The 22,304-nt window shown below is 58.0% G+C and carries 16 protein-coding genes; 10 read left to right on the top strand and 6 right to left on the bottom strand.

Translation table 11 applies throughout. From position 1 onward, the window contains the following. Nucleotides 1-17 precede the first annotated feature (17 nt). From PbB2_RS02880 to PbB2_RS02870, 3 genes are all read right to left on the bottom strand, one after another. Nucleotides 18-1,844 carry a magnesium chelatase subunit D gene (locus PbB2_RS02880; protein WP_108983758.1) on the bottom strand — a complete coding sequence of 609 codons (1,827 nt, stop codon included), beginning with the start codon at nucleotides 1,842-1,844 and terminating at the stop codon, nucleotides 18-20. A gap of 12 nt (nucleotides 1,845-1,856) precedes the next feature. Then, nucleotides 1,857-2,885: a magnesium chelatase ATPase subunit I gene (gene bchI / locus PbB2_RS02875; RefSeq protein ID WP_108983757.1), complete on the bottom strand. Its 1,029-nt coding sequence runs from the start codon at nucleotides 2,883-2,885 to the stop codon at nucleotides 1,857-1,859. A gap of 64 nt (nucleotides 2,886-2,949) precedes the next feature. Then, nucleotides 2,950-4,335 carry a Coenzyme F420 hydrogenase/dehydrogenase, beta subunit C-terminal domain gene (locus PbB2_RS02870; RefSeq protein WP_305790429.1) on the bottom strand — a complete coding sequence of 462 codons (1,386 nt, stop codon included), beginning with the start codon at nucleotides 4,333-4,335 and terminating at the stop codon, nucleotides 2,950-2,952. A 401-nt stretch (nucleotides 4,336-4,736) separates the two neighbouring features. On the opposite strand from PbB2_RS02870, the gene PbB2_RS02860 reads away from it, so the two are divergent. The 8 genes from PbB2_RS02860 (at nucleotide 4,737) to hemA (ending at nucleotide 15,744) form a co-directional block, all read left to right on the top strand. Beyond that, nucleotides 4,737-6,017, top strand: a complete 1,281-nt coding sequence (locus tag PbB2_RS02860) for a ferredoxin:protochlorophyllide reductase (ATP-dependent) subunit N (RefSeq protein WP_108983755.1) — start codon at nucleotides 4,737-4,739, stop codon at nucleotides 6,015-6,017. Nucleotides 6,018-6,021: 4 nt separating this feature from the next. Next, nucleotides 6,022-7,614 carry a ferredoxin:protochlorophyllide reductase (ATP-dependent) subunit B gene (gene bchB, locus PbB2_RS02855; RefSeq protein ID WP_108983754.1) on the top strand — a complete coding sequence of 531 codons (1,593 nt, stop codon included), beginning with the start codon at nucleotides 6,022-6,024 and terminating at the stop codon, nucleotides 7,612-7,614. Then, nucleotides 7,589-11,374 (top strand): magnesium chelatase subunit H, encoded by a 3,786-nt coding sequence (locus PbB2_RS02850; protein ID WP_108983753.1) that lies wholly within the window; start codon nucleotides 7,589-7,591, stop codon nucleotides 11,372-11,374. The genes bchB and PbB2_RS02850 overlap by 26 nt, the downstream gene beginning before the upstream one ends. 18 nt (nucleotides 11,375-11,392) lie before the next feature. After that, on the top strand, nucleotides 11,393-12,325 hold the full coding sequence (bchL, locus tag PbB2_RS02845) for a ferredoxin:protochlorophyllide reductase (ATP-dependent) iron-sulfur ATP-binding protein (RefSeq protein ID WP_108983752.1): 933 nt from the start codon (nucleotides 11,393-11,395) through the stop codon (nucleotides 12,323-12,325). A 14-nt stretch (nucleotides 12,326-12,339) separates the two neighbouring features. Continuing rightward, nucleotides 12,340-13,041, top strand: coding sequence for a magnesium protoporphyrin IX methyltransferase (gene bchM / locus PbB2_RS02840; protein WP_108983751.1), 702 nt, complete (start codon nucleotides 12,340-12,342; stop codon nucleotides 13,039-13,041). Further along, nucleotides 13,038-13,388, top strand: coding sequence for a hypothetical protein (locus tag PbB2_RS02835; RefSeq protein WP_238164821.1), 351 nt, complete (start codon nucleotides 13,038-13,040; stop codon nucleotides 13,386-13,388). Before bchM ends, PbB2_RS02835 begins: the two co-directional genes overlap by 4 nt. Then, nucleotides 13,385-14,449, top strand: coding sequence for a magnesium-protoporphyrin IX monomethyl ester (oxidative) cyclase (acsF, locus tag PbB2_RS02830; protein ID WP_108983750.1), 1,065 nt, complete (start codon nucleotides 13,385-13,387; stop codon nucleotides 14,447-14,449). The genes PbB2_RS02835 and acsF overlap by 4 nt, the downstream gene beginning before the upstream one ends. Before the next feature lie 74 nt (nucleotides 14,450-14,523). Next, entirely contained in the window at nucleotides 14,524-15,744 is a 1,221-nt protein-coding gene (hemA, locus tag PbB2_RS02825; protein ID WP_108983749.1) for a 5-aminolevulinate synthase, read from the top strand. Nucleotides 15,745-15,966: 222 nt separating this feature from the next. Here hemA and PbB2_RS02820 read toward each other — a convergent pair whose 3' ends face one another. Beyond that, nucleotides 15,967-17,247: a DUF3422 family protein gene (locus tag PbB2_RS02820; protein WP_133245690.1), complete on the bottom strand. Its 1,281-nt coding sequence runs from the start codon at nucleotides 17,245-17,247 to the stop codon at nucleotides 15,967-15,969. 161 nt (nucleotides 17,248-17,408) lie between these two features. Between PbB2_RS02820 and bchO the strand changes: the two genes are divergently transcribed. Together bchO and PbB2_RS02810 are read left to right on the top strand one after the other, a co-directional pair. Then, the gene (gene bchO, locus PbB2_RS02815; RefSeq protein WP_238164820.1) at nucleotides 17,409-18,353 is read left to right on the top strand and encodes an alpha/beta fold hydrolase BchO; all 945 of its coding nucleotides are present in this window, start codon (nucleotides 17,409-17,411) and stop codon (nucleotides 18,351-18,353) included. A gap of 83 nt (nucleotides 18,354-18,436) precedes the next feature. Beyond that, nucleotides 18,437-19,981, top strand: a complete 1,545-nt coding sequence (locus PbB2_RS02810; RefSeq protein ID WP_108983746.1) for a phytoene desaturase — start codon at nucleotides 18,437-18,439, stop codon at nucleotides 19,979-19,981. A gap of 77 nt (nucleotides 19,982-20,058) precedes the next feature. Here the strand turns inward: PbB2_RS02810 and crtD are convergent, their stop codons facing one another. Then, the gene (gene crtD / locus PbB2_RS02805) at nucleotides 20,059-21,549 is read right to left on the bottom strand and encodes a 1-hydroxycarotenoid 3,4-desaturase CrtD (protein WP_108983745.1); all 1,491 of its coding nucleotides are present in this window, start codon (nucleotides 21,547-21,549) and stop codon (nucleotides 20,059-20,061) included. Beyond that, nucleotides 21,546-22,280, bottom strand: a complete 735-nt coding sequence (locus PbB2_RS02800) for a hypothetical protein (RefSeq protein WP_305790428.1) — start codon at nucleotides 22,278-22,280, stop codon at nucleotides 21,546-21,548. The genes crtD and PbB2_RS02800 overlap by 4 nt, the downstream gene beginning before the upstream one ends. Between the last annotated feature and the right edge of the window lie 24 nt (nucleotides 22,281-22,304).

Genomic DNA, 22,304 nt, shown 5'->3' with positions numbered 1-22,304 from the left:
TACCCCGGCATCAGAGCTTAAACCGCGGTAATTGCCTGAGCATTGAGATAAGGTAGCGGCGCATAGGTGCCCCCCATGGCAACAGCCAGTTCACGCGCCTCCGGCCGAGGGAAGGGTGAGGTGTCGATATGGACGGCGGCAATGCCAGACAGGCCAATCATACGGGCGGCTTGAAGGGCCTCTGCCATCGCCAGGCTGCGCCCGCTCTGCCCATCTCGAGTCACATTGGCCCGCCCATCGGTCAACACCAGAAGGCGCGGCGTGCGGCCCTTGGCTTTCTCAGCCAAAGCCAGCGTCAAACCCACCTCAAGGCCTGCTGCCAATGGGGTTCCCCCGCCACCGGCCAGATCTGCCAGTTGGCGGCGCGCGCGGGCCAGAGATCGGGTCGGTGGCAGCAAGACGTCGGCACTTTGATGACGAAACGCGACCAATGCCACGCGGCTGCGGTCGACATAGGCCTGTGCCAAAAGGATCTCAACAGCACCCTTAGCTTCAGCCAGTCGTTGGAATGCCGACGAGCCAGATGCATCCACCACCAAGATGGTGGTGGCTTCCTTGGGTTGGGCAAAGCAACGGATGCGGAAATCACTTTTGCGCACTTCGATGCGCGGGCGGGCCCCAATTGCTCCCTCGCCGCGACGGCGGATTTTCTGCCATGGAGCAGCTGCTCGCAATGTCTCGATAATGTTCAATCGTTCACCCGGCTTCAGGCTGCCGGTACGCGACCGGATGGGTCTGCCACGCAGAACCGACTTCTCCATCGTTCCGCCCCCGCCGCCTGCACCGCGACTGGCTCGACTGGACTTGGCCCCGCTGCTTAACGCTGCGATCAATTCGGCTGGCAGGGCAGATTTGACAGCATCAACCAGCACGTCTGCGGGATTAATGGTCGGGGGTTGAGGCGGTTCTGGCTCTGGGCTTTGCGCATCCGCGTCGGCTGAACTGTTGTGGGGTTCAGGTGGTGGGGGTTCAGGTGGTTCTTCTGCATTTGAGTCGGGTGGGTCTGGCTCTCTGTCCTGGGTTTCGTCCTGTTCGGGTGGTGGAGGGAGTTGCAGGGCCTGCGGAGCCAGAACCAATTGAGCTGCCAAGGTCACATCCCCAAGGCCGACTGCTGACCGACCATCAAGGCAGGCCGCCAGCTTTGCCACGCGAAGACACATCAGGGCAGGCCGGGCCGAGTGCAGGCCAAAGGCCTGAGCGGCCTCGCAAATCGCATCCAGCAATTCTTCGCTTTCATGCCCAATATTTGGCAGATCGGCCCGTGCGCGCGCCAGTTCATGGGCGCTTAGGCCATCGCCAGTCAAATCCGCCAAACCCAATCCATTGCCATCCAGCCGGAAGCTACAACGCTCCAGAAGTGCAGCTGGTGGGGTCTCTTCGGGGCTGTGACTTTCATCGATCAAGACGATGCCAAAGCTGGCGGGCAGGCGTGAGGTTAAACCATCGCGCTCCAATTGAAAGGCACCTTGATCCAGTGCTGCGGCAATCCGGGCGGCTGTGCTGGTGGTTAAGCGCTCGGCCATCGGCAACACCAAGACCCCACCGTCAACTTCGCTCAGCAAGCCGCGCTGAACCACCGGCCTTCCCAGTGCCAGACTGGTCGCCAGATCAAGACCTCCCAGGAGACGGTCATCGCCGGTCTGAACTGGGCAGCGCCGCATCGGAGCCGCATCCGGCAAGAGCTCTGCAACCAGTTCCAGCCACGCATCGACAAACGGACTGCCGCGGCCCTTGATGACCACCCCACCCAGACCATGCGGGTCGAGGGCAAACAAATGGGCGATCAGCATTGCTTGGGGCCATGTCGCGCAAGGCGGTCGTTGGGTTTGCGTGCTGTTGCCCATCAGCCGATCTCGTCAGCTTCCAAACAGGTCGGCCATGGCCCGTTCGATCCGGGTGGAGGAGCCTGTTTCATCAAGCGGATTGCGGCGCAACCGATGCCGTAATGCCATGACGGCAATGCTGGCCAAATGATGGTCTTCGACTTTGGTATCTCCTGCCAACGCCGCCACCGCGCGTGCCGCGCGGATCAATGTCAATTCCCCGCGCAACCCGTCCACCCCAACGGCCATGCACAGGCGTGAGGCCCATTCCAATGCGGAATCGGGAGTCTCGACATTGGCCAGACGTTGCCGCGCTGCGACGATCTGATCGCGGACGCGGGCTTCTTCTTCTGCCTGTTTAGCGGCAAAGGCTGCGGGGTCGCGGTCAAACCGATCCCGCCGCCGCACCACTTCAACGCGCAGCGCCAGATCATCAGGCGTCTTCACATCGACGGACAGGCCGAACCGGTCAAGCAATTGCGGCCTCAATTCTCCCTCCTCAGGATTGCCGCTTCCGATCAACACGAAGCGGGCCGGGTGGCGCACACTCAAGCCCTCACGCTCGACCACATTTTCACCTGACGCAGCCACATCCAAAAGCAGGTCGACAAGATGGTCGTCCAGCAGATTGACCTCATCAATATAGAGAAAGCCGCGATTGGCGCGTGCGAGTAGGCCGGGCTCGAAATGTTTTTCGCCCTGGGTCAATGCCCGCTCGAGATCGAGTGCACCGACGACACGATCCTCGGTGGCCCCCAATGGCATGTCGACAACCGGTGTTGCCATCTGTCCCGTTTCAGGCAGAACACCATCTTGGCGATGCGTGCAGCCTGTTGCGCACATTGATGACCCACCCTTCGGATCGCAATGATACTGGCAGGCTTTGACCGTTTCGATCGGTGGCAGTAGGGCTGCCAAACCCCGCACGACGGTGGATTTGCCTGTTCCACGGTCGCCAAACACCATCACCCCGCCAATGCCTGGATCGGTGGCGGCAATCAGCATCGCCTGCTTCATGTCGTCTTGGCCGACAATGGCGGTGAAGGGAAAGGCAATACGCATCAAAACGGCTCCAGAGCGGCAAGCGGTGTCAGGGCTTGTGACTTAAGTTTGGGGGCAACCGGCTTTACCTCGCGCCCGGCAGGCACTCGGCTTCACCCCCCGCCAAAGGTCGAACCATATCATTGGATTGAGGATTTGGCTTGCCCTCTTGGGGTTCAGAAGTGAGGCCATAGGGTGTGGTCAATTGCCACACGTGATCCGGCACCATGTGTTTCATCCGGTGAGGCTCTTCGCGGCGCAAATGCAGCACGGTCTCGATCGCCTTCATTTCAACCCGTGCACGGGCAAATTCTAGACCGCGGGGTCCAATTCTGGGCATAAGCCAACTTACCAATGGTCGGACCCAATCGGGCATCGACCTCAGCGGCAAGCCACCTGCGGCACGTGCCACATTGGCCTTAAAGCCTTCAACCGCACTCTTGCGATTGCCTTTGCTGGTGGGGGCTGTCAGGTTGATTTCATTGCCCAGGAGGCTCAGCAACTCAGCCCCGGTCTCATTTCGCACCAAAACCCATTGCTCGCCCTGTCCTGCCATGTAGCCGATGGTGATATCGGCGAGCACATTGGTGTAATCCACGCATGTTCGACAGGTGAGCGGAAAGAAATCGGGTGGCAATTTCGAAATCGGCAATTGCAGAAAAGGGATCACCCGGCGGGATCCATCATCAAAGCGCAACTCGACCTGATAGTCAGCCCTGAACTCCAGATAGCTGATTGTCTGGGGTTGATCTGATAACAAAGCCAGAAAGTCGTGAAAACGCTCGGTCGTTGTATTGTCCGAGCACGGCGTGCCAATCACATAAAGCTTCTCAAAGCCAAGTTCGGTCTCTAGCGCACGCAAAGCATAGATTTGACAGGGAATACCAATCACCGCCAAGCGGCGATAACCCAAAGCACGCGCTGGTTCCAAGAGCGCCAGAAGTGGCGCATAACCCATGCGCATGCCCCGACAATTTGCCATATCAGCCGGGTCGGTCACCAGCGTTGGTACAGGCCGCCAGCGATCATTGGGGTCAGGCTTCATGGTCAAAACGGCATCCACTTTGCCAGATTCCAGCAATTTCTCGGCCAGAAATGTGGTGATGCCGGTCCATTGTGCCCCAGGCAGCGGGTGCTTCAGGCGCGCCTGATACATGTCTCGAATGGGGCCAAAGAAAACCTCATCAGAGGGGGCGTCCGCCAAATTGCTGACACGCGCGCGTCCATGCACTTTGGTTTCAAGGGCTGGATAGTCCGGCGCGATAAACTGGCAGGCCCGCCCACACCGTTTGGGGTCTGCCATGCGTGAGACCCCGCAGTCGGTACAGAGGGAGCGCGCGGGCGCTGGATTGGCCAAGGCCTCGCTGACCATTCGGGCCTGTGCGGCACGGTCGGGTTTATGACCGGCTGTGCCAACATCCTGTGAAGGACCGACCGAAACTTCCACCCTGACCTCTTCTGCAATCCGCATCGGGATGACTGTCTCACCCTGCGGTCAAATTGCAAGGCCCTGTTCGCCTGTTGACTGTCAAAATTATTGGACGTCTATTTCTATTGACAAGACATGAATGGGAGGCATACCTTCAAAACTGCCTGAAACTGGCCTTACTTCTCGTGGAGATTTCCGATGTTGATGCAGCCGTCCAACTCACACGAATGGCGTGTCTCAGACCCTTCAGTCGGCAAGGCTTCCGAGCGCAAGAAAACCCACGGCTCGATCCTATCGCGTTGGATTGATGGTCTGTTGCAATTCGCAATTCCGTGGCCTGCGCATGCGGGTTCCAGTTCCGTCACCCATATCAAACATCTCTCTGCTGAGGGACATAACCATGCTGGGAAGGCCTCCGGGCCCGGGCAGGGGGCTGCCTGAGCATGAGTGAGGCCGTTACGCTGACGACCGCCCCAACCGATGCAAGACCGGTCTTGCGGGAGCGCGGTCAGCGCGAGGTGTTTTGCGGATTAACGGGAATTGTCTGGCTGCATCGAAAGATTCAGGATGCCTTTTTCCTCGTTGTTGGCTCACGCACCTGCGCGCATCTGATCCAGTCGGCGGCTGGTGTCATGGTGTTTGCCGAGCCGCGTTTTGCCACGGCCATCATGGAAGAGCGGGATTTGGCGGGTTTAGCCGATGCCAATGATGAGCTTGACCAAGTGGTGGACAAACTCTTGGCGCGTCGGCCTGATATCAAGCTTTTGTTCCTCGTCGGCTCCTGCCCATCTGAAGTCATCAAGCTGGATTTGTCGCGGGCGGCAGAACGTCTGTCACGCAAGCACAGTCCGGCAGTTCGGGTGTTGAACTATTCTGGCAGCGGGATTGAGACGACTTTCACCCAAGGTGAAGACGCCTGCCTGGTGGCGCTCGTGCCAGAAGCGCCGGTCGCCCAAGAAGACGACCCGCCCGCGCTTTTGGTGGTCGGCACTTTGCCTGATATTGTTGAGGATCAATTCGCCCGGCTGTTTGCCCAATTGGGTGTTGGCCCGGTGCATTTCTTCCCACCGCGCAATTCAGCATCTATTCCGCCGATCGGCCCGAATACGCGCTTCCTGCTGGCCCAGCCATTCTTGGGAGAGACGGCGCGCGCCTTGACCGAGCGCGGGGCTCAGCATTTGCCAGCCTTATTCCCGTTTGGCGAGGAGGGCACCACGCACTGGCTTAAGGCCGCCGCTGATGCGTGGGGCATCCCAGAGCTTCATTTTCTGGCAGTTGTTGCACCGGGGCGTGAACGCGCCCGCCGTGCCCTGGAGGCGCAGAAGCAGCATTTGTCTGGGAAAAGCATCTTCTTCTTCCCCGACTCGCAGATGGAACCCAGTTTGGCCCGTTTCCTGTCGCGTGAATTGGGTATGCGCTTGGTTGAAGTGGGCACGCCCTATCTCAACCGCCAGCTTTTGACGGCCGAAATGGCCCATCTGCCCCAAGATGTCGCCTTGAGCGAGGGCCAAGACGTGGACCGCCAGCTTGATCGTTGTCGCGCGGCGCAACCGGACTTGACGGTTTGTGGTCTTGGCTTGGCCAATCCGCTGGAGCGCGAAGGCCTGTCGACTAAATGGTCGATCGAACTCGTTTTCTCCCCAGTTCATGGTTTTGATTGTGCGGGTGACCTGGCAGCGCTGTTTGCCCGCCCGCTTTATCGCCGCTCGATCCTGAAGGTGTAGGTCCATGCAGCTGACGGTTTGGACATATGAAGGACCGCCCCATGTTGGGGCCATGCGCATTGCTACGGCCATGAAGAATGTGCATTTCGTCCTGCACGCGCCTCAAGGCGACACCTATGCCGATCTGCTGTTCACCATGATTGAGCGGCGTGGCCAGCGCCCCCCTGTGACCTACACGACTTTTCAGGCCCGCGACCTCGGTTCGGATACGGCTGAGATCTTCAAGACAGCAACATTGGACGCCTATGAGCGGTTTCAACCCGACCTGATGCTGGTCGGGGCATCCTGCACTGCGGAGTTGATTCAGGATGATCCAGGCGGCCTCGCCCGCGCGTTGGCTTTGCCTGTTCCGACAGTCACGCTGGAATTGCCTTCCTATCAGAAGAAGGAAAATTGGGGCGCGGCAGAGACTTTTTATCAAATCGTCCGATCTCTAGCGACCCAAGCACCTATCGAGAAAGCCGAGGGCCACGGCCCGACGTGCAATATTCTCGGCCCCACAGCTTTGGGCTTCCGCCACCGTGATGATGTTATTGAAATCACGCGTCTTCTTGCCGATCTGGGCATTGGCGTCAATGTGGTCGCGCCCCATGGTGCTACAGCAGAAGACATTGCCCGCCTGCCGCAAGCTGACTTCAATATCGTACTCTATCCAGAGATTGCCGATACGGCTGCCCGCTGGCTTGAGCGCCAATATGGTCAAAAGGCTGTGCGTCTCGTGCCGATGGGCTTTCAGGCAACATGCGACTTTGTCCGCGAAGTGGCCGCTCTGGCAGGGGTCGATCCAGAACCTGTGCTGGCGCGCCACGGATCGCGCATGCCTTGGTGGGCCCGCTCGGTTGATTCCAACTATTTGACCGGCAAACGCGTGTTTGTTTTTGGCGATGCCACCCACGCGATTGCCGCAGCACGGGTCGCCAAAGAAGAACTTGGCTTCGAGGTCGTCGGGCTTGGCTGTTATAATCGGGAATTTGCCCGTGAGGTACGCGCTGCGGCGGCCCAATTGGGCCTCGAGGCGCTGATCACGGATGATTATCTTCTGGTCGAAGAAACCATCGCCGCTTTGCAGCCTGAACTGGTCTTGGGTACGCAGATGGAGCGCCACATTGCCAAGCGCCTCGGTGTGCCGTGCGCGGTTATTTCGGCACCGGTTCATGTGCAGGACTTCCCGGCCCGTTACGCCCCCGTTATGGGGTTTGAAGGGGCCAATGTGTTGTTTGACACCTGGGTTCATCCCCTCGTCATGGGTCTGGAAGAACACCTTCTGACCATGTTCCGGGATGATTTCGAGTTTCATGACGCGGCAGGTCCATCCCATTTGGGTGGCCATACCAAAGCCGCTCCAACGCCTGTATCGCCTGCGACTGAGGACGTCGCGCCGCTCGCCCTGCCTGTCGCTGAAACTGTGCTTGAGGGCGCAGGCGAGACCATCAAAGTCCTGCATTGGAGCCCGGAGGCCACCAAGGAACTCTCAAAAATCCCCTTCTTCGTTCGGGGCAAGGCCAAACGCAATACTGAGCGTTATGCCGCTGAACGCGGACTGGAAACCATTTCGATTGAGGCGCTCTACGATGCCAAAAGCCACTTCTCACGCTGAAGTCGGCCAAGGCGCGCGACCACCGGCCGGGCCGACCCCGGTACGGGTGGTTATTGTCACGCTCGACAATCATTTGCGCAGTCTGATTGAGCGGGCTTCCGATACGCTCGCAGTTGAAATCCCCGGCGTTCAATTGGTGATGCACGCAGCGACCGATTGGGCCGACAAACCAGGTGCCCTGTCCGCTTGCCATCGCGACATTGCCGCAGGTGACATCATCCTTGTGTCGATGATGTTCATGGATGACCATATTCAGGCCATCTTGCCGGCATTGGACGCTCGTCGCCCGCATTGCGATGCCATGATCGGCATTATGTCCGCAGGCGAAGTCGTGAAAATGACCCGACTGGGTACTTTCACCATGGACGGGTCAGACAAAGGGCCCCTGGCCATGCTGAAGCGTCTGCGTGGCAATAAGACCAAGTCGGGGGCCAGCTCCGGCGCTGGGCAAATGGCCATGTTGCGTCGCTTGCCAAAGCTTCTGAAATATATCCCAGGCCCTGCTCAGGATTTGCGTCACTATTTCTTGACCATGCAATATTGGCTGTCGGGATCGCAGGACAATATCATTTCCATGGTGCGCAATTTGATTGGCCGTTACGCCAGCGGCGCGCGCAAGGACCTGCGGGGTGTTGTGCAGGCGGCCGCTCCCATCGATTATCCTGAGGTGGGTCTGTTCCATCCCCATGCTGACCAGCGCATCAGCGAGTCCCTTGATGCTTTGCCGCCCTTGCGTGGCACCGAAAAGGGTGTGGTGGGTGTGCTGCTTTTGCGGTCCTATGTCCTCTCCGATGATGCCGGCCATTATGCAGGTGTGATTGAGGCGCTGGAGGCGCGCGGCTTACGTGCGATTCCGGCCTTTGCCAGTGGGCTTGATTCCCGTCCGGCCATTGAAAAATTCTTCATGCGCGATGGCCGCGTGACGGTTGATGCCATTGTCTCTCTGTCGGGATTTTCGCTGGTTGGCGGGCCCGCCTATAATGATGCCGAGGCAGCAGAAAAAGTCCTCGCCGAACTGGATGTGCCTTATATCTCCGCTCAGCCGCTGGAGTTTCAGACCCTGCAAGGTTGGGGGGGCTCGCACATGGGCCTGTCGCCGGTTGAATCCACCATTATGGTCGCCATTCCCGAATTGGATGGGGCGACTGCACCCATCGTGTTTGGCGGTCGCTCTGACGGTTCAGGTGTGGCCTGCCACGGCTGCAGTCATGCCTGCACCTTCAAGGAAGAGGTTGGTCCACCACGTATGCGGGCCTGCCCCGAGCGGGCAGAAACTCTGGCAGACCGGGTCGCCAAACTCGTCAAACTGCGCCGCAGCGAGCGGGTAAACCGCAATCTGGCCATCGTGCTGTTTAACTTCCCACCCAATTCCGGCTCTGTGGGCTCTGCGGCTTATCTGGCAGTGTTTGCCTCGCTCCATAACACGCTGACGACCCTGAAGGCCGAAGGTTATGATGTCGAGGTTCCTGCTTCCGTTGAGGCCTTGCGTGATCAGCTTCTGATCGGCAACGCGGCTCGCTATGGCACTGATGCCAATGTTCACACCCGGATCTCGGTGGATGATCATGTCCGGCGCGAGCGCCATTTAGGGGCGATCGAAGCTCAATGGGGCGCTGCACCTGGCCGTCAGCTTAGCGATGGTCGCAGCATTTTCGTCCTTGGCGCACAGTTTGGCCGGGTGTTTGTCGGACTTCAGCCCGGCTTTGGCTATGAAGGCGATCCGATGCGCCTGTTGTTTGACAAGGGCTTTGCCCCCACCCACGCTTTTTCAGCTTTTTATCGCTATCTGCGCGAAGACTTCAAAGCGTCGGCCATTCTCCACTTTGGTACCCATGGTGCGCTGGAATTCATGCCGGGTAAGCAAGTGGGGCTGACGGGCGATTGCTGGCCTGAGCGACTGATTGGCGATGTGCCGAATTATTACCTCTACGCAGCCAATAATCCCTCAGAAGGTGCACTGGCCAAGCGGCGGGGTGCGGCCACCTTGATCAGCTATCTGACCCCACCCATTGTTCAAGCAGGGCTCTATAAGGGTTTGCAGGATTTGCGCGACAGCATGGGCCGCTGGTTCCGCGAGCGTGATGGTGATCAGGCCGATCGTGATAGTTTGGCTGATCTCATCCAATCACAAGCCGCCGCCCTCGACCTCGCACCGGCAACCCCGGCTTGGAAAGGGCCCTGCACTGCCGAGATGGAAGCATTGCAAACACGGGTGAGCGAGCTGAATGATGCGCTCATTCCTGAAGGTTTACATGTCATCGGCCAGGCCCTCTCGGTGGAAGAGCGGATCGATCTATTGCTGGCCATGGCAAATGGACATCCGGATGCGGATGTACCGCGCACCGTGATTGAGGCGCTGGTTCAGGGCCAAACGCCTCAGGAAGCTGCTGAAGCGTCGGGCCTGAAACCAACCCGCGCGCTGCTGGATCGATTGGAGGCTTTGGCAGACAGCAGCCGTCTCCTTGAACAAGATCATGAACTTTCCGCCCTCATCCATGCGCTTGATGGTGGCTATATTCGTCCAGCCCCAGGTGGGGATTTGGTCCGCACGCCAGCTGTTCTGCCAACCGGGCGGAACGTGCATGGATTTGATCCCTTCCGCTTGCCAAGCGCCTTTGCCGTCCATGATGGTGCCCGTCAGGCTCGCCGCCTGCTGGACCGACATATGGATGAGACCGGTGCCTTCCCAGAGACCATCGCTATGGTTTTGTGGGGGTCGGACAATCTCAAAAGCGAAGGCAGCACGATTTCCCAAGCGCTCTATTTGATGGGCACACGGCCGCGCTTTGACAGCTATGGCCGCCTGTGCGGAGCCGAACTGATCCCGTTGGCCGAGCTTGGCCGCCCCAGGATCGATGTGATCATGACTCTGTCGGGTATTTTCCGCGATCTTCTGGCCCTGCAGACCCGGATGCTGGCCGAGGCGGCTTGGCTGGCTGCCAGTGCCGATGAGCCTGAGGACATGAATTACATTCGCAAGCATGCACTTGCGCAACAGGCCAAGACTGGCTCTGACTTGGAGACCGCCGCACTGCGCGTGTTCACCAACGCGGACGGGGCCTATGGGGCCAATGTCAATCAGATGATTGATGCCAGCTGCTGGACAGATGAAAATGAGCTGGCCGAGGCTTATCAAAGCCGCAAATGCTTTGCCTATGGTCGCAAGGGTCCACCCATGCGCCAGTCGGATGTGCTGGAAGGCATATTGAAGACGGTCGACCTGACCTACCAAGGTTTGGACTCGGTGGAATTGGGCGTCACCACCATCGACCATTATGTCGACACATTGGGTGGCATTACCAAAGCGGTCAAGCGGGCGCGTGGCGTGGATGTCCCCGTCTATATCTCTGATCAGACCCAAGGTGATGGCAAAATCCGCACCTTGGCCGAGCAGGTGACGTTTGAGACCCATACCCGCATGCTTAATCCGCGCTGGTATGAGGGCCTGTTGTCGCACGGCTATGAAGGTGTGCGCCAAATTGAGGCCCAAGTGACCAACACGATGGGCTGGTCGGCAACCACAGGCCAGGTTCAGCCTTGGGTCTATCAGAAGATTTCCGAGACCTATGTGCTTGATGATGCCATGCGCCAGCGCATGGCAGCCCTCAATCCCAAGGCTTCGGCCCGCATGGCCAACCGCCTGTTGGAAGCCCATGCCCGCAATTATTGGCAACCCGATAGCGCCACATTGGAGGCGCTCCGCAATGCCAGTGACGAACTTGAAGACAATCTGGAAGGCATTCCTGCCGCTGCAGCCTGATCGAGGAGACGACTAAACATGACCCTGCTGGATCTGCCTCGCGGCCTGAAATCTGGTTCCTATACGCCCCGGCGTCCCGCAAACTCACGCGAGGATGGTGAGGGCAGTGTGCAAGTGCAACTCGACCCCTCGGTTCAGATCGAGAAGGCCAAGGTTTTTGCCATTTATGGCAAGGGCGGCATTGGCAAAAGCACCACCTCGTCGAACCTATCGGCCGCCTTTTCAAAGCTGGGCAAACGTGTGCTCCAAATCGGGTGTGACCCCAAGCACGACAGCACTTTCACCCTCACAAAGCGGTTGGTACCCACTGTGATCGATGTGCTCGAAAGCGTGGAATTCCATACCGAGGAATTGCGGCCGGAAGATTATGTCTATGAAGGCTATAATGGTGTGATGTGTGTCGAGGCGGGTGGTCCGCCAGCCGGCACCGGTTGTGGCGGCTATGTCGTCGGCCAGACAGTCAAACTGTTGAAAGAGCATCATTTGCTCGAGGACACCGATGTGGTGATTTTCGACGTGCTGGGTGATGTGGTGTGTGGTGGATTTGCCGCCCCCTTGCAGCATGCTGAACGGGCGCTGATTGTCACGGCAAATGATTTTGACTCCATTTTTGCGATGAATCGCATTCTCGCCGCGATTAAGGCCAAGTCGAAAAACTATGATGTACGTCTGGGTGGGGTCATTGCCAATCGCAGCAAGGATACAGACGAGATCGACCGCTTCAATGCCGCTTGCGGGCTTGAGCGCGTTGCCCATTTCCCGGATCTGGATGTTATTCGCCGCTCGCGACTTAAGAAATCGACCTTGTTTGAGATGGAGCCTTCCCCTGAACTGGAAGCGGTCCAGAATGAATATCTGCGTCTGGCCGCCTCACTGTGGGTTGGCACCAAGGAATTGAAGGCCGAGCCGATGAAGGATCGCGACATCTTCGACTTCCTCGGCTTTGATTGATCGGGAGGCGCGTGATGCTGACAACCACCTATGTCGAACGCCGCCAACGGCTTGAGACTTATTTTGATCGCACTGCATCAGAAACCTGGGCGCAATTGACCTCGACCGCGCCGGTCAGCCGCATTCGGGCGACGGTGCGGGCTGGGCGCGATCAGATGCGCGAGATCTTGACCTCGTGGTTGCCGCAAGACCTCCATGGTGTCCGCATTCTCGATGCTGGCTGCGGCACCGGGGCTTTGGCCGTCATTGCAGCCCACCGCGGCGCTGATGTCGTGGCGGTGGATGTGGCCGCAAGCCTTGTGTCAGTGGCCGGTGAGCGTGCGCCGATTGATCCGGCCCCCGGCACCATAGAGTTTCGCGTTGGCGACATGCTGGACCCGGCCCATGGCCGATTTGACCATGTGGTGGCAATGGACGCGCTCATCCATTATCCCCGGGATGAGATCATGAACGCGTTGTCGGCTCTCGCAGCGCGTACCGCCTCCTCGATCGTCTTTACCTTTGCTCCCAAGACCCCCTTGCTCACGCTGATGCATACAGTGGGGCTCTTGTTCCCCCGGGCTGATCGCGCCCCGGCGATTGAACCGGTCAGCGAGGCCTTCCTGCGCAAGGCTGTGGCCACCGACCCGCGCATGGCGGGCTGGAAGATTGGGCGCACAACCCGCGTTGTCAGCGGCTTTTATACCTCCCAAGCGATGGAGTTGGTGGCACCATGACCGATTCATCCCTCTATCATCAGCAGCCCGAGTTCTGGACCTTGACTTGGCCAGACCTTTTGAAACGGCAAACGCATGTGACAACTTGTACCATTGAGATTCAGCATGATGAGCATAGCCTCCATGCCCATGTCTCTCTGGACGATGGTACTACCCTCGGACCGGGCGACAGGATGATTGTCCAGGGTCCTCCGATCCGGCTCTCCTTTGGTGAATCCTGCACCCTGAACCGGGGCGTCAAGATTACCCGGGCGACCGCTTTAGAGCGTCTGTGGATCAAGATCGCCTCTTATTTTGAGTTGACCGAATTGTATGAGGTCAGCTTCACACCGGGGAAACTGCCATGACCTCTGCTACGTATGACGACACTTTTTTCGACACCACAACGCTGGCCAGAACCGAAACCATTCTGAGCCCGCGCTTCTACACCACCGATTATGCGGCCATGGATAAGATTGACGTCTCCTCGGTGCGCGAAGAATGGGATCAGATGTTGTCTGCCATGGCAGCAGATCCGCGTCGGGGCCATTTCAAACGCGATGAGGCCTTCCAGAATCGTCTCGATGAGCTTGATCCTGAGTTACGCCGCGAGTTTGTTGACTTTCTGGTCAGCTCGATCACGTCAGAGTTTTCCGGCTGTGTGCTGTATGCTGAAATCGTCAAGCGGGTCAGCAATCCAGATATGAAGGCGCTGTTCAAGTATATGGCGCGCGATGAGTCCCGTCATGCCGGCTTTATCAATGAGACCTTGAAGGACTTTGGCATCGGCGTCGATTTGGGCTTTCTGACCAAAACCAAGAAATACACCTATTTCAAACCGAAATTCATCTTCTACGCGGTCTATCTGTCCGAGAAGATCGGTTATGCCCGCTACATTACGATCTTCCGCCAGCTAGAGCGTAATCCCCAGCACAAATTCCACCCGATATTCAATTGGTTCAAGGAATGGTGCAATGACGAGTTCAGCCATGGGGAGGCTTTTGCCCTGATCCTGCGGGCTAATCCGTCGCTGCTGACGGGCGCAAACAAGCTGTGGATCCGTTTCTTCCTTTTGTCGGTCTATGCCACCATGTATGTGCGTGACCATGCACGGCCGGCCTTCCACAAGGCATTGGGTGTAAATCCAACCGATTATGATTATCAGGTGTTTTCGCTGTGCACCGAGATTTCCAAACAGGTCTTCCCGGTGATGCTGGATACCGATAACCCGAAGTTCCGGGCTGGCTTTGAGCGTCTGCGTATCCTGTCGAACCAGATTGAGGAAGCAAAAGCCGCTGGCGGCTTGCTCAACGGCATTAAGCGCGCGGTATGGTCGGCCCAGGTCGCCGCCACATTCGCAGGTCTTTATCTGTTACCAACTTTGTCGAACGAATTGCCCAGCAATGTTCGCCTGCAACCGGTCTGGTGATCTGATCGCCAAACCAAGAAGAAATTGGTCGGGTGGTGCCTCTGGCCCCACCTGGCCACCGGGAGGGGAAAATCATGGATTATCAAGCCTATTTCAACAGCCAGCTGGATGCGCTGCGGGCGGAAGGGCGCTATCGGGTGTTCGCCGATCTCGAACGCCATGCCGGTCAGTTTCCCCGTGCCACCCGCCATGCCGACGGCGGCGTCCATGATGTGACGGTCTGGTGCTCCAATGATTATCTCGGCATGGGCCAGCATCCCAAAGTCCTGGCGGCCATGCATGAGGCGATTGATCGTTGCGGGGCCGGTGCCGGTGGGACGCGCAATATCTCTGGTACCAACCATTATCACATCTTGCTGGAGCAAGAGCTTGCCGACCTTCATGGCAAGGAAGCCGCACTTTTGTTTACTTCCGGCTATGTATCGAACTGGGCTGCACTTAGCACATTGGCCAGCAAAATCCCCGATTGCGTGGTGGTTTCAGATGAAGGCAATCACGCCTCCATGATCGAGGGCATTCGTCACAGCCGCGCGCAGGTTCGCATCTTCAAGCACAATGACACTGCAGATCTGGAGCGTGTCTTGGCCAGCCTGCCACCCGAACAGCCTAAATTGGTGGCCTTTGAATCGGTCTATTCGATGGATGGCGACATCGCCCCGATCGCTGCGATTTGTGACGTGGCGGAAAAATATGGCGCGATGACCTATCTGGATGAAGTTCATGGCGTTGGCCTTTATGGCCCCCGCGGTGGCGGTGTGGCTGAGCGCGAAGGCCTGATGCATCGCTTGACCGTGATCGAAGGTACTTTGGGCAAGGCTTTTGGCGTGTTCGGCGGCTATATTGCGGCCTCAACCGCGCTGTGCGACTTCATCCGCAGCTTTGCCTCTGGCTTTATCTTTACCACAGCATTGCCCCCGTCGGTTGCTGCCGGCGCGTGCGCCAGCATACGCCATCTTAAGGCAAGCAATGCAGAACGAGAGCGCCACCAAGAACGGGTTGCGCTGGTCCGCCAAAAGCTGGAAGCCGTGGGTATTCCCTGTCTTGCCAATGACAGCCACATCATCCCTGTGATGGTTGGAGATCCGGTCAAGTGCAAGATGATCAGCGACTGGCTGCTTGAACGCTCAGGCATCTATATTCAGCCAATCAATTATCCAACCGTCCCGCGCGGGACAGAACGGCTGCGCATCACGCCCTCGCCCCTGCACAGTGATGGCGACATTGACCGTCTGGTGACGGCTCTTTCTGACCTTTGGCAACAATGCGCTCTGGGCCGGGTTTCGGCCGCCGCGTGAGGCTTATCGCATGAGTTAAAATGCGGCCATCCAGCATGTCGGCTGGGTGGCCGTCTTTGTCGGTGCAGTGTGCCCGCACAACCCTTGGCGTGGCGCGGGTGAGACCCGTTCATTGCGCCCGAATGGAATTTCAAAGACGGAAAAACACGCCCAACCAGTATGTTGCTGGGATGGGACAAAGATCAGCGGACGCCTCGGTAGGGTCGAAGATCGGCTTTGAGCCTATTTTTCGCTGGAGATTTCTTTGCGCAAACGGCGCAGGATAAGCCAAACACCCAACACAACCAGCGGCGCTGACAGGCCAGTAGCGGCCTTAGCATTGAAGTGCACCACGGTTTCGGCCAGCCCTTCCATCACAAAATGGATTAGGCCAAGCGAATAGTAAGAAATGGCTGCGACTGACAGGCCTTCCACGGTTTGCTGGAGGCGCAATTGCTCTTGACTACGCCGGTCCATTGAAGCGAGCAGGCCGACATTAATGGCTTCTGATGCCACTTCGACACGGGTGTTGAGCATTTGGGTGGTTCGCGCAATCCGCTCGATCACGTCGCGCTGACGGTCGGCAACGGCGACGCATGTGCGCATGGCCGGTGCCAATCGCCGCTCCATAAAGTCCGAAATCGTTGGTCGCCCATCAATAGCTTGTTCGCGCAATTGACCAATGCGCTCCTGCACAAGCCCTTCATAGGCACGCGCGGCGGCGAAGCGATAGGTGGTGGTGGCAACCAGAGCTTCCGCCTCCCCAGCCAAGGCGGCAAGCCGGGACAATAGATTGCGGTCTGCTTCAACGCCGCCTTCATCGGCAACTTGAATGGCTGACGCCCCGGCTTCGGCTTCAAAGCGGGCAAGCGTTACTGAGGTTGCTGTCGCCAAGGGAAAAGCCAACAGTGCCAAAAGACGATAGGTTTCGATCTCAAACAATTGTTGCAAAACCCGCCCGGCGGTGACGGCATTGGGCTCAGCCTGTACCAGAACAAACCGGGTGAACGCATCTGGTCCTGGCCGGAAATCGCTAAAAACATCGATTGTGCCATTGGCGACACGCGCGGCGACAACATCACTGTCTGCAAACGGCAGATGTTCCGGCGGATTGGCCGAAATCACCACATGGGCCGCGCCCAATACTTCACCAGGCAGCCCTGCCAGCCAGTCTTGTGGAATCAAGTCCAATGCGGTGGCTTGAAACATGACATCAGGATCGCCCGGACTGTCGCGAAACACCGTCCATGTTGAGATTTCGGTGTGGCGCTCCCATCGCAGGCGCCAAGTCCCGCCATCAACCACGCACCAGCGTGCGTCTGGACCGGGTTCGGATGTCCCAATCTTTCGACAAAGTGCGGCCATATGCGCGCGGTCTGCCCCGACGCCGCCCTCACCCGACATGGTCGCAATCCGCGATGCCAGATGCGGGGTCTGCACGGGGGTTGAGGGGCGAGCATGGGCTTCAGCCAGCAAAACATCCCGTTGCGGATGGAACCGCCATTGTAGGCCTTGCCGTCTCATATTTTGCCCTTTCCCGCGCACATCTGCCCGACTTTGATCAAGCCGAGCCCGGCAAGGTCTTGGTGATGGCGTCCTGACGATATGCTGTGATCAATATTAATTGATCACAGCGCAAGCGCTGCAGCACGAATTAATGCTGTCCACTGCGTGGATAGGTGTAAATGCTGCTTTCCAGCCTCTGGAAAAAAGTGTCTAATTTTCCTGACAGGTTGGGTGGACCTCACAAAATGTATCGCAAGCCGAAATGGAGCCGCGAGGGTGTGAACTGGCCAAACCGCCAGTTCAGCCGATTCATCCAAGTTGGGGATCAAAAGTGGCACTTTCAGGTCATGGGCGCGGGTCCGCCAATTCTCTTGCTCCATGGCACGGGGTCGTCCTGCCACACCTGGGCAGGTATCGCGCCTCTATTGGCCGAACATTATACCATCTACATGCCTGACTTGCCGGGCCATGGCTTTACACAGACACCACCCGCCTCTGGTTTGTCTTTGGTTGGGATGACCCGCTTGGTCAACGACCTCCTGACCGCACTTGATGTTGAGCCTGAAGCCATCATAGGCCACTCGGCTGGTGCTGCTGTGGCGGTGCAATTGGCTCTTGCCGGATATGCCCGTCCGCGCGCAATCGTGGCCATAAATGGGGCTTTTCAGCCCTTTTCGGGCCTTGCTGCCCTGTTGTTTCCCATTGCCGCGCATGTTCTGGCCCTGAATCCCGTCACCATCTTCGCGGTCTCGACAGGGGCGAAGGACCGCAGTCGGATTGAGCGTTTGATGCGCAGCACGGGCTCAAACATTCCCCAAAGTTCGCTGGATCGCTATGGTGATCTCTTTACAGCCCCCGGCCATGTGGCGGGCATGTTGGCCATGATGGCAAATTGGAATCTGGCACCGCTATTGCGCCAGATGTTCCAACTGACGCCCCAACTCACTCTCGTGATTGGTGCGCGGGATAAGGCTGTGCCACCGGATCGCCAAGCGAACGTGGCCAAGCATGCACCAAGGGTGCAGGTCTTGGAATTGGCCAATCTGGGCCATCTTGCTCATGAGGAAGATCCCGCGGCTGTGGCAGCTGTTGTCTTGCCTGTGCTTGTCGCACCAAAGCCCTAGTTCCCAAATCGGTATGGCCGACAGGTGGGCCTGCGACCTTGTGCAGGTCTTGCGTCCACTGTGATTGGGGGTTTAATTGTCCAATGAACTTTACAACCAATTCTCCCGATCTTGTTGCAGCCCGTGCCGACACACGCCCCCATGCCATTGTGATTGGGGCTGGCTTTGGAGGCTTGGCGGCTGCCATACGTTTGGGAGCCAAGGGTTATCGGGTCACACTTTTTGACAAGCTCGATGGACCTGGTGGCCGGGGTTATACTTATCGCCAAGACGGCTTCACTTTTGATGCGGGGCCGACCATCATCACCGCCCCCTTCATTTTTGAAGAATTGTGGAAACTGTGCGGCAAGACGATGTCGGATCACGTCGAATTGCGCAGCATCGACCCATTTTACAAGATCCGGTTTGATGATGGCACGGTGTTTGAAGCCACCGCCGATCTGGACGCCATGCGCGCTCAAATCGCCCGGTTTGAGCCCGCTGATCTGGCTGGTTTCGACCGCTATATGCGCGCCAGCGAAGCCATTTACGACGAGGCTTTCACCAAATTGGTTGACCAGCCATTTCATGAGCTGACAACCCTCTTCAAGTCAGCACCCGAGCTGATCAAGCTGGGTGGTTTTCGAACGGTCTATAACAAGGTCTCACAATTCTTTTCCAACGAGCAATTGCGGATCGCCTTCAGTTTTCATCCGCTACTGATTGGCGGCAATCCTTTCACCACGACCTCTTATTATTGCCTGATCGCACATTTAGAGCGCAGCTTTGGCGTGCATTATGCCATGGGTGGCACCGGTGCCTTGGTGCGCGGCATGGTCGATCTGATCGAGGGGCAAGGCAACCAGTTGGTTTTTGGTGCCGAGGTTGACGAAATCACCACAAACAACGGGCGTGCTACCGGCATTCGCTTGACGTCGGGCGAGACGATCCCGGCAGATCTTGTGGTGTCCAATGCGGATCTGGGTTGGACCCATACACGCTTGCTGCGCGCAACACCGCGCAAGGTCTGGACGGATGAGAAAATCGCCCGGGCGGATTATTCCATGAGCTTGTTTGTCTGGTATTTCGGCACAAACCGGACCTATGAGGATTGTTACCAGCACACCATGGTATTGGGACCGCGCTATCGAGAATTGCTGGATGACATCTTCCGTCACAAGCATTTAGCCGATGACTTTAGCCTGTATCTGCACCGTCCGACCGCCAATGACCCCAGTCTGGCACCGGCGGGCTGCGATGCATTTTATGTCCTTGCCCCGGTCCCCCATCTCGATAGTGGCGTCGATTGGGCCACCTATGCAGAGATCTATCGCCAGAAGATTGAAAAGCGGCTGCAAGAAACCATGCTGCCGGGTCTGAAAGAGGCAATCATTTCCTCGCACATGCTGACCCCCCAGGATTTTCAGGACCGGCTGTTGTCGACCAAGGGGGCCGCTTTCGGCATGGAGCCGAAATTGTTTCAAAGTGCGTGGTTCAGGCCACATAACATCAGCTCAGACGTTTCAGGCCTGTATTTTGTCGGCGCAGGCACCCATCCTGGAGCGGGTCTTCCAGGTGTCGTATCATCGGCCAAAGTGATCGACCGTTTGATCCCACATGCCACCGCTTGGGCCAAAGCTGCACTTTGAAGCCTGCTGCCTGGTGGGAAGATTGTGCAAGACGCAGGTGAGGAGAACCAATGAGGCTCCGTGAAACCTGAGAGATGTTAGGATAAATGCTCAATGTCCTGCAGCAGACGGGCCGCAGCCAGCCTGCCGGACATGGTGGCCATTGGGATGCCAGGGCCTGGATGGGCCGAGCCCCCGGCCAAATAAAGTCCCGCGATGTTGCTGCGCGCGCCGGGGCGGGCAAAACTCGCCATCGAGCCGTGATTAGCCCGGCCATAAAGGGCACCACCACTGGCCGGAAACAAGCTGTTGAAGCCCTCAGGTGTGGTGATCTCGCCACCGGAAGGTTCAACCTGCAGGCCACAGGCCTCCATCATCGCCCAGGCCGCATCACGCGCATAGGCCTCGGTTTGGCGGTCATATGCGCGCACATCCCCGTCTGCGGGTGCGTTCATCAGGATCAGCAAGCGTTCTGGATGATCGGGTGCTTGGCAGCGATCATCGCGGTCTTGCGCACAGATATAGATTGTGGGCTTCTCGGGTGGACGCTGATCCTTAAAGACTGCCTCAAACTCCCTCCGATAATCATCCGAAAACAGAACACTATGGTGGGCAAGATCAAGCCCGCGGGTGCGGGCCGTCACGCACCATGTGATGGCCGATTGCGACCTTTGCGGCAGTCTCACCGGCTTGGCGGCTGATGTCAGGTTTGGCCCCAAAAGGCCAGTCCCTAAAGCTGAGATATCGCCATTGAACACCACGGCATCGGCCTTCAAGCATTCGCCATCAGACAGCTCGACCTCACAGACCTTGCCCGCCCGTGTGCCGATCCGGCCGACATGGGCGTTGCAGCGGATGTCGGCCCCCTGGCTTCGTGCCAGATTGGCAAGAGCTGCGGCGACCTGCGCCATTCCGCCCGCAACCCGCCAGACCCCGTCTTGTTCGACATGCGCTACCAGCATCAGTGTGGCTGGTGCTGCAAACGGCGACGACCCGCAATAGGTGGCATAGCGCCCAAAGAGCTGGATCAAGCGTGGGTCGGAAAAGTGATCCCCGAGGGCAGCTGATAAGGTCTGGAACGGTGCTGTAGCCCACAACGCACCTAAACGGTTGAAGCCAACCCGAGCGACCAGATCCAGCGGGCTGGGCCGCTGGCTTGCGATAAAGGGTCCCCGAAGGGTCTCATAAATCGCCCGGCTGCGTTGGCAAAACGCCAGATAGCCATCCGCATCCCGGGGTCCTGCAAATGCGGCAATCGCCTCTGCAGAGGCCTGTTTGTCGGCATAGAGGTCCAGATTCCCGCCCTGACTCCACGCGTGGCGGGCCAAAATTGTCGCCGGCAACAGGCGCACATGCTCTTCAAGGCGCTGACCCGCATCACCGAAAAGCCCGTCAAACACCCATTTCATGGTGAAGACAGTCGGTCCTGCATCAATTGCGGATGGTCCCACATGGACTTGGCGCATTTTGCCGCCGACATGGGCAGCCCTCTCCAACACCGTCACATGGTGGCCGTGGCGGGCGAGGTCGGCGGCAGCAGCCAGTCCGCCCATGCCCGCGCCGATGACGATGATCCGGCGTGGTGTCACGAAGCCGCACCAGCCGGCTTGAGGCTACGCGGTTTTAAACTCAGCCGAATCTGACGGTGATGATAGAGAATAATGGCCAGTCCGATCACCAAAGGTATCGCCCAAAGACCGGGATGTAGTGCCAATGACGGCATCAGACGGACGGCGCCGAAAGCCGAAAACGCCGTATAGACCGAGATGCCTGCACCGACGATGGCTTTCACATGTTCCTTCAGATAGGCCTTTGGCGGTGGGTTGGGATTGAACATGAAAAACAAATTGGTTCCGGCGGTGGCAAAACCAACAATCGACATGCCGACCATCAGATATTGACCGATGAGCACGCCTTCGACTGCACAGATGAGGGCTGCAATTATCAAAAGCGGCTGAAGTGCTAAATTAAGGCCGCGCCGATTGGCCGTGTGATTGGCCTTATTGCGCAAGGTCATCAGCCCATACCAGGCCAGATTCAGGGTCAAGATGGCCAGATAAAGCATCATATAGCCAAAGATGCCCCGCACAAAAACCGCATCCTTCAAATGTGGATGGGTTCCCAGAGGATCAATCAATGTGCAAATGCTCAACATCAGGGCGATGCTGCCTGCACCCAGAATAGCATAGGCAAAGACTTTGCCCCACAGGCGGTGGTTGCGGGCACCTTTCTTGCCAATAACCGGCACCCAAAAGCTGATCAGACCAACCGACCCGAAAGCGATGTGGAGGGCCACCAGGATGTGAAAAAAGGTCAGCACGGCTGTCTCTCCTGCCTGATGCGT

The sequence above is a fragment of the Candidatus Phycosocius bacilliformis genome, from assembly GCF_003112735.1.
In the GTDB taxonomy this organism is placed as follows: Bacteria; Pseudomonadota; Alphaproteobacteria; order Caulobacterales; family Aquidulcibacteraceae; genus Aquidulcibacter; species Aquidulcibacter bacilliformis.
The sequence above is the reverse complement of the archived record's forward strand: the minus strand, read 5'-3'. Positions and strand labels throughout refer to the sequence as shown.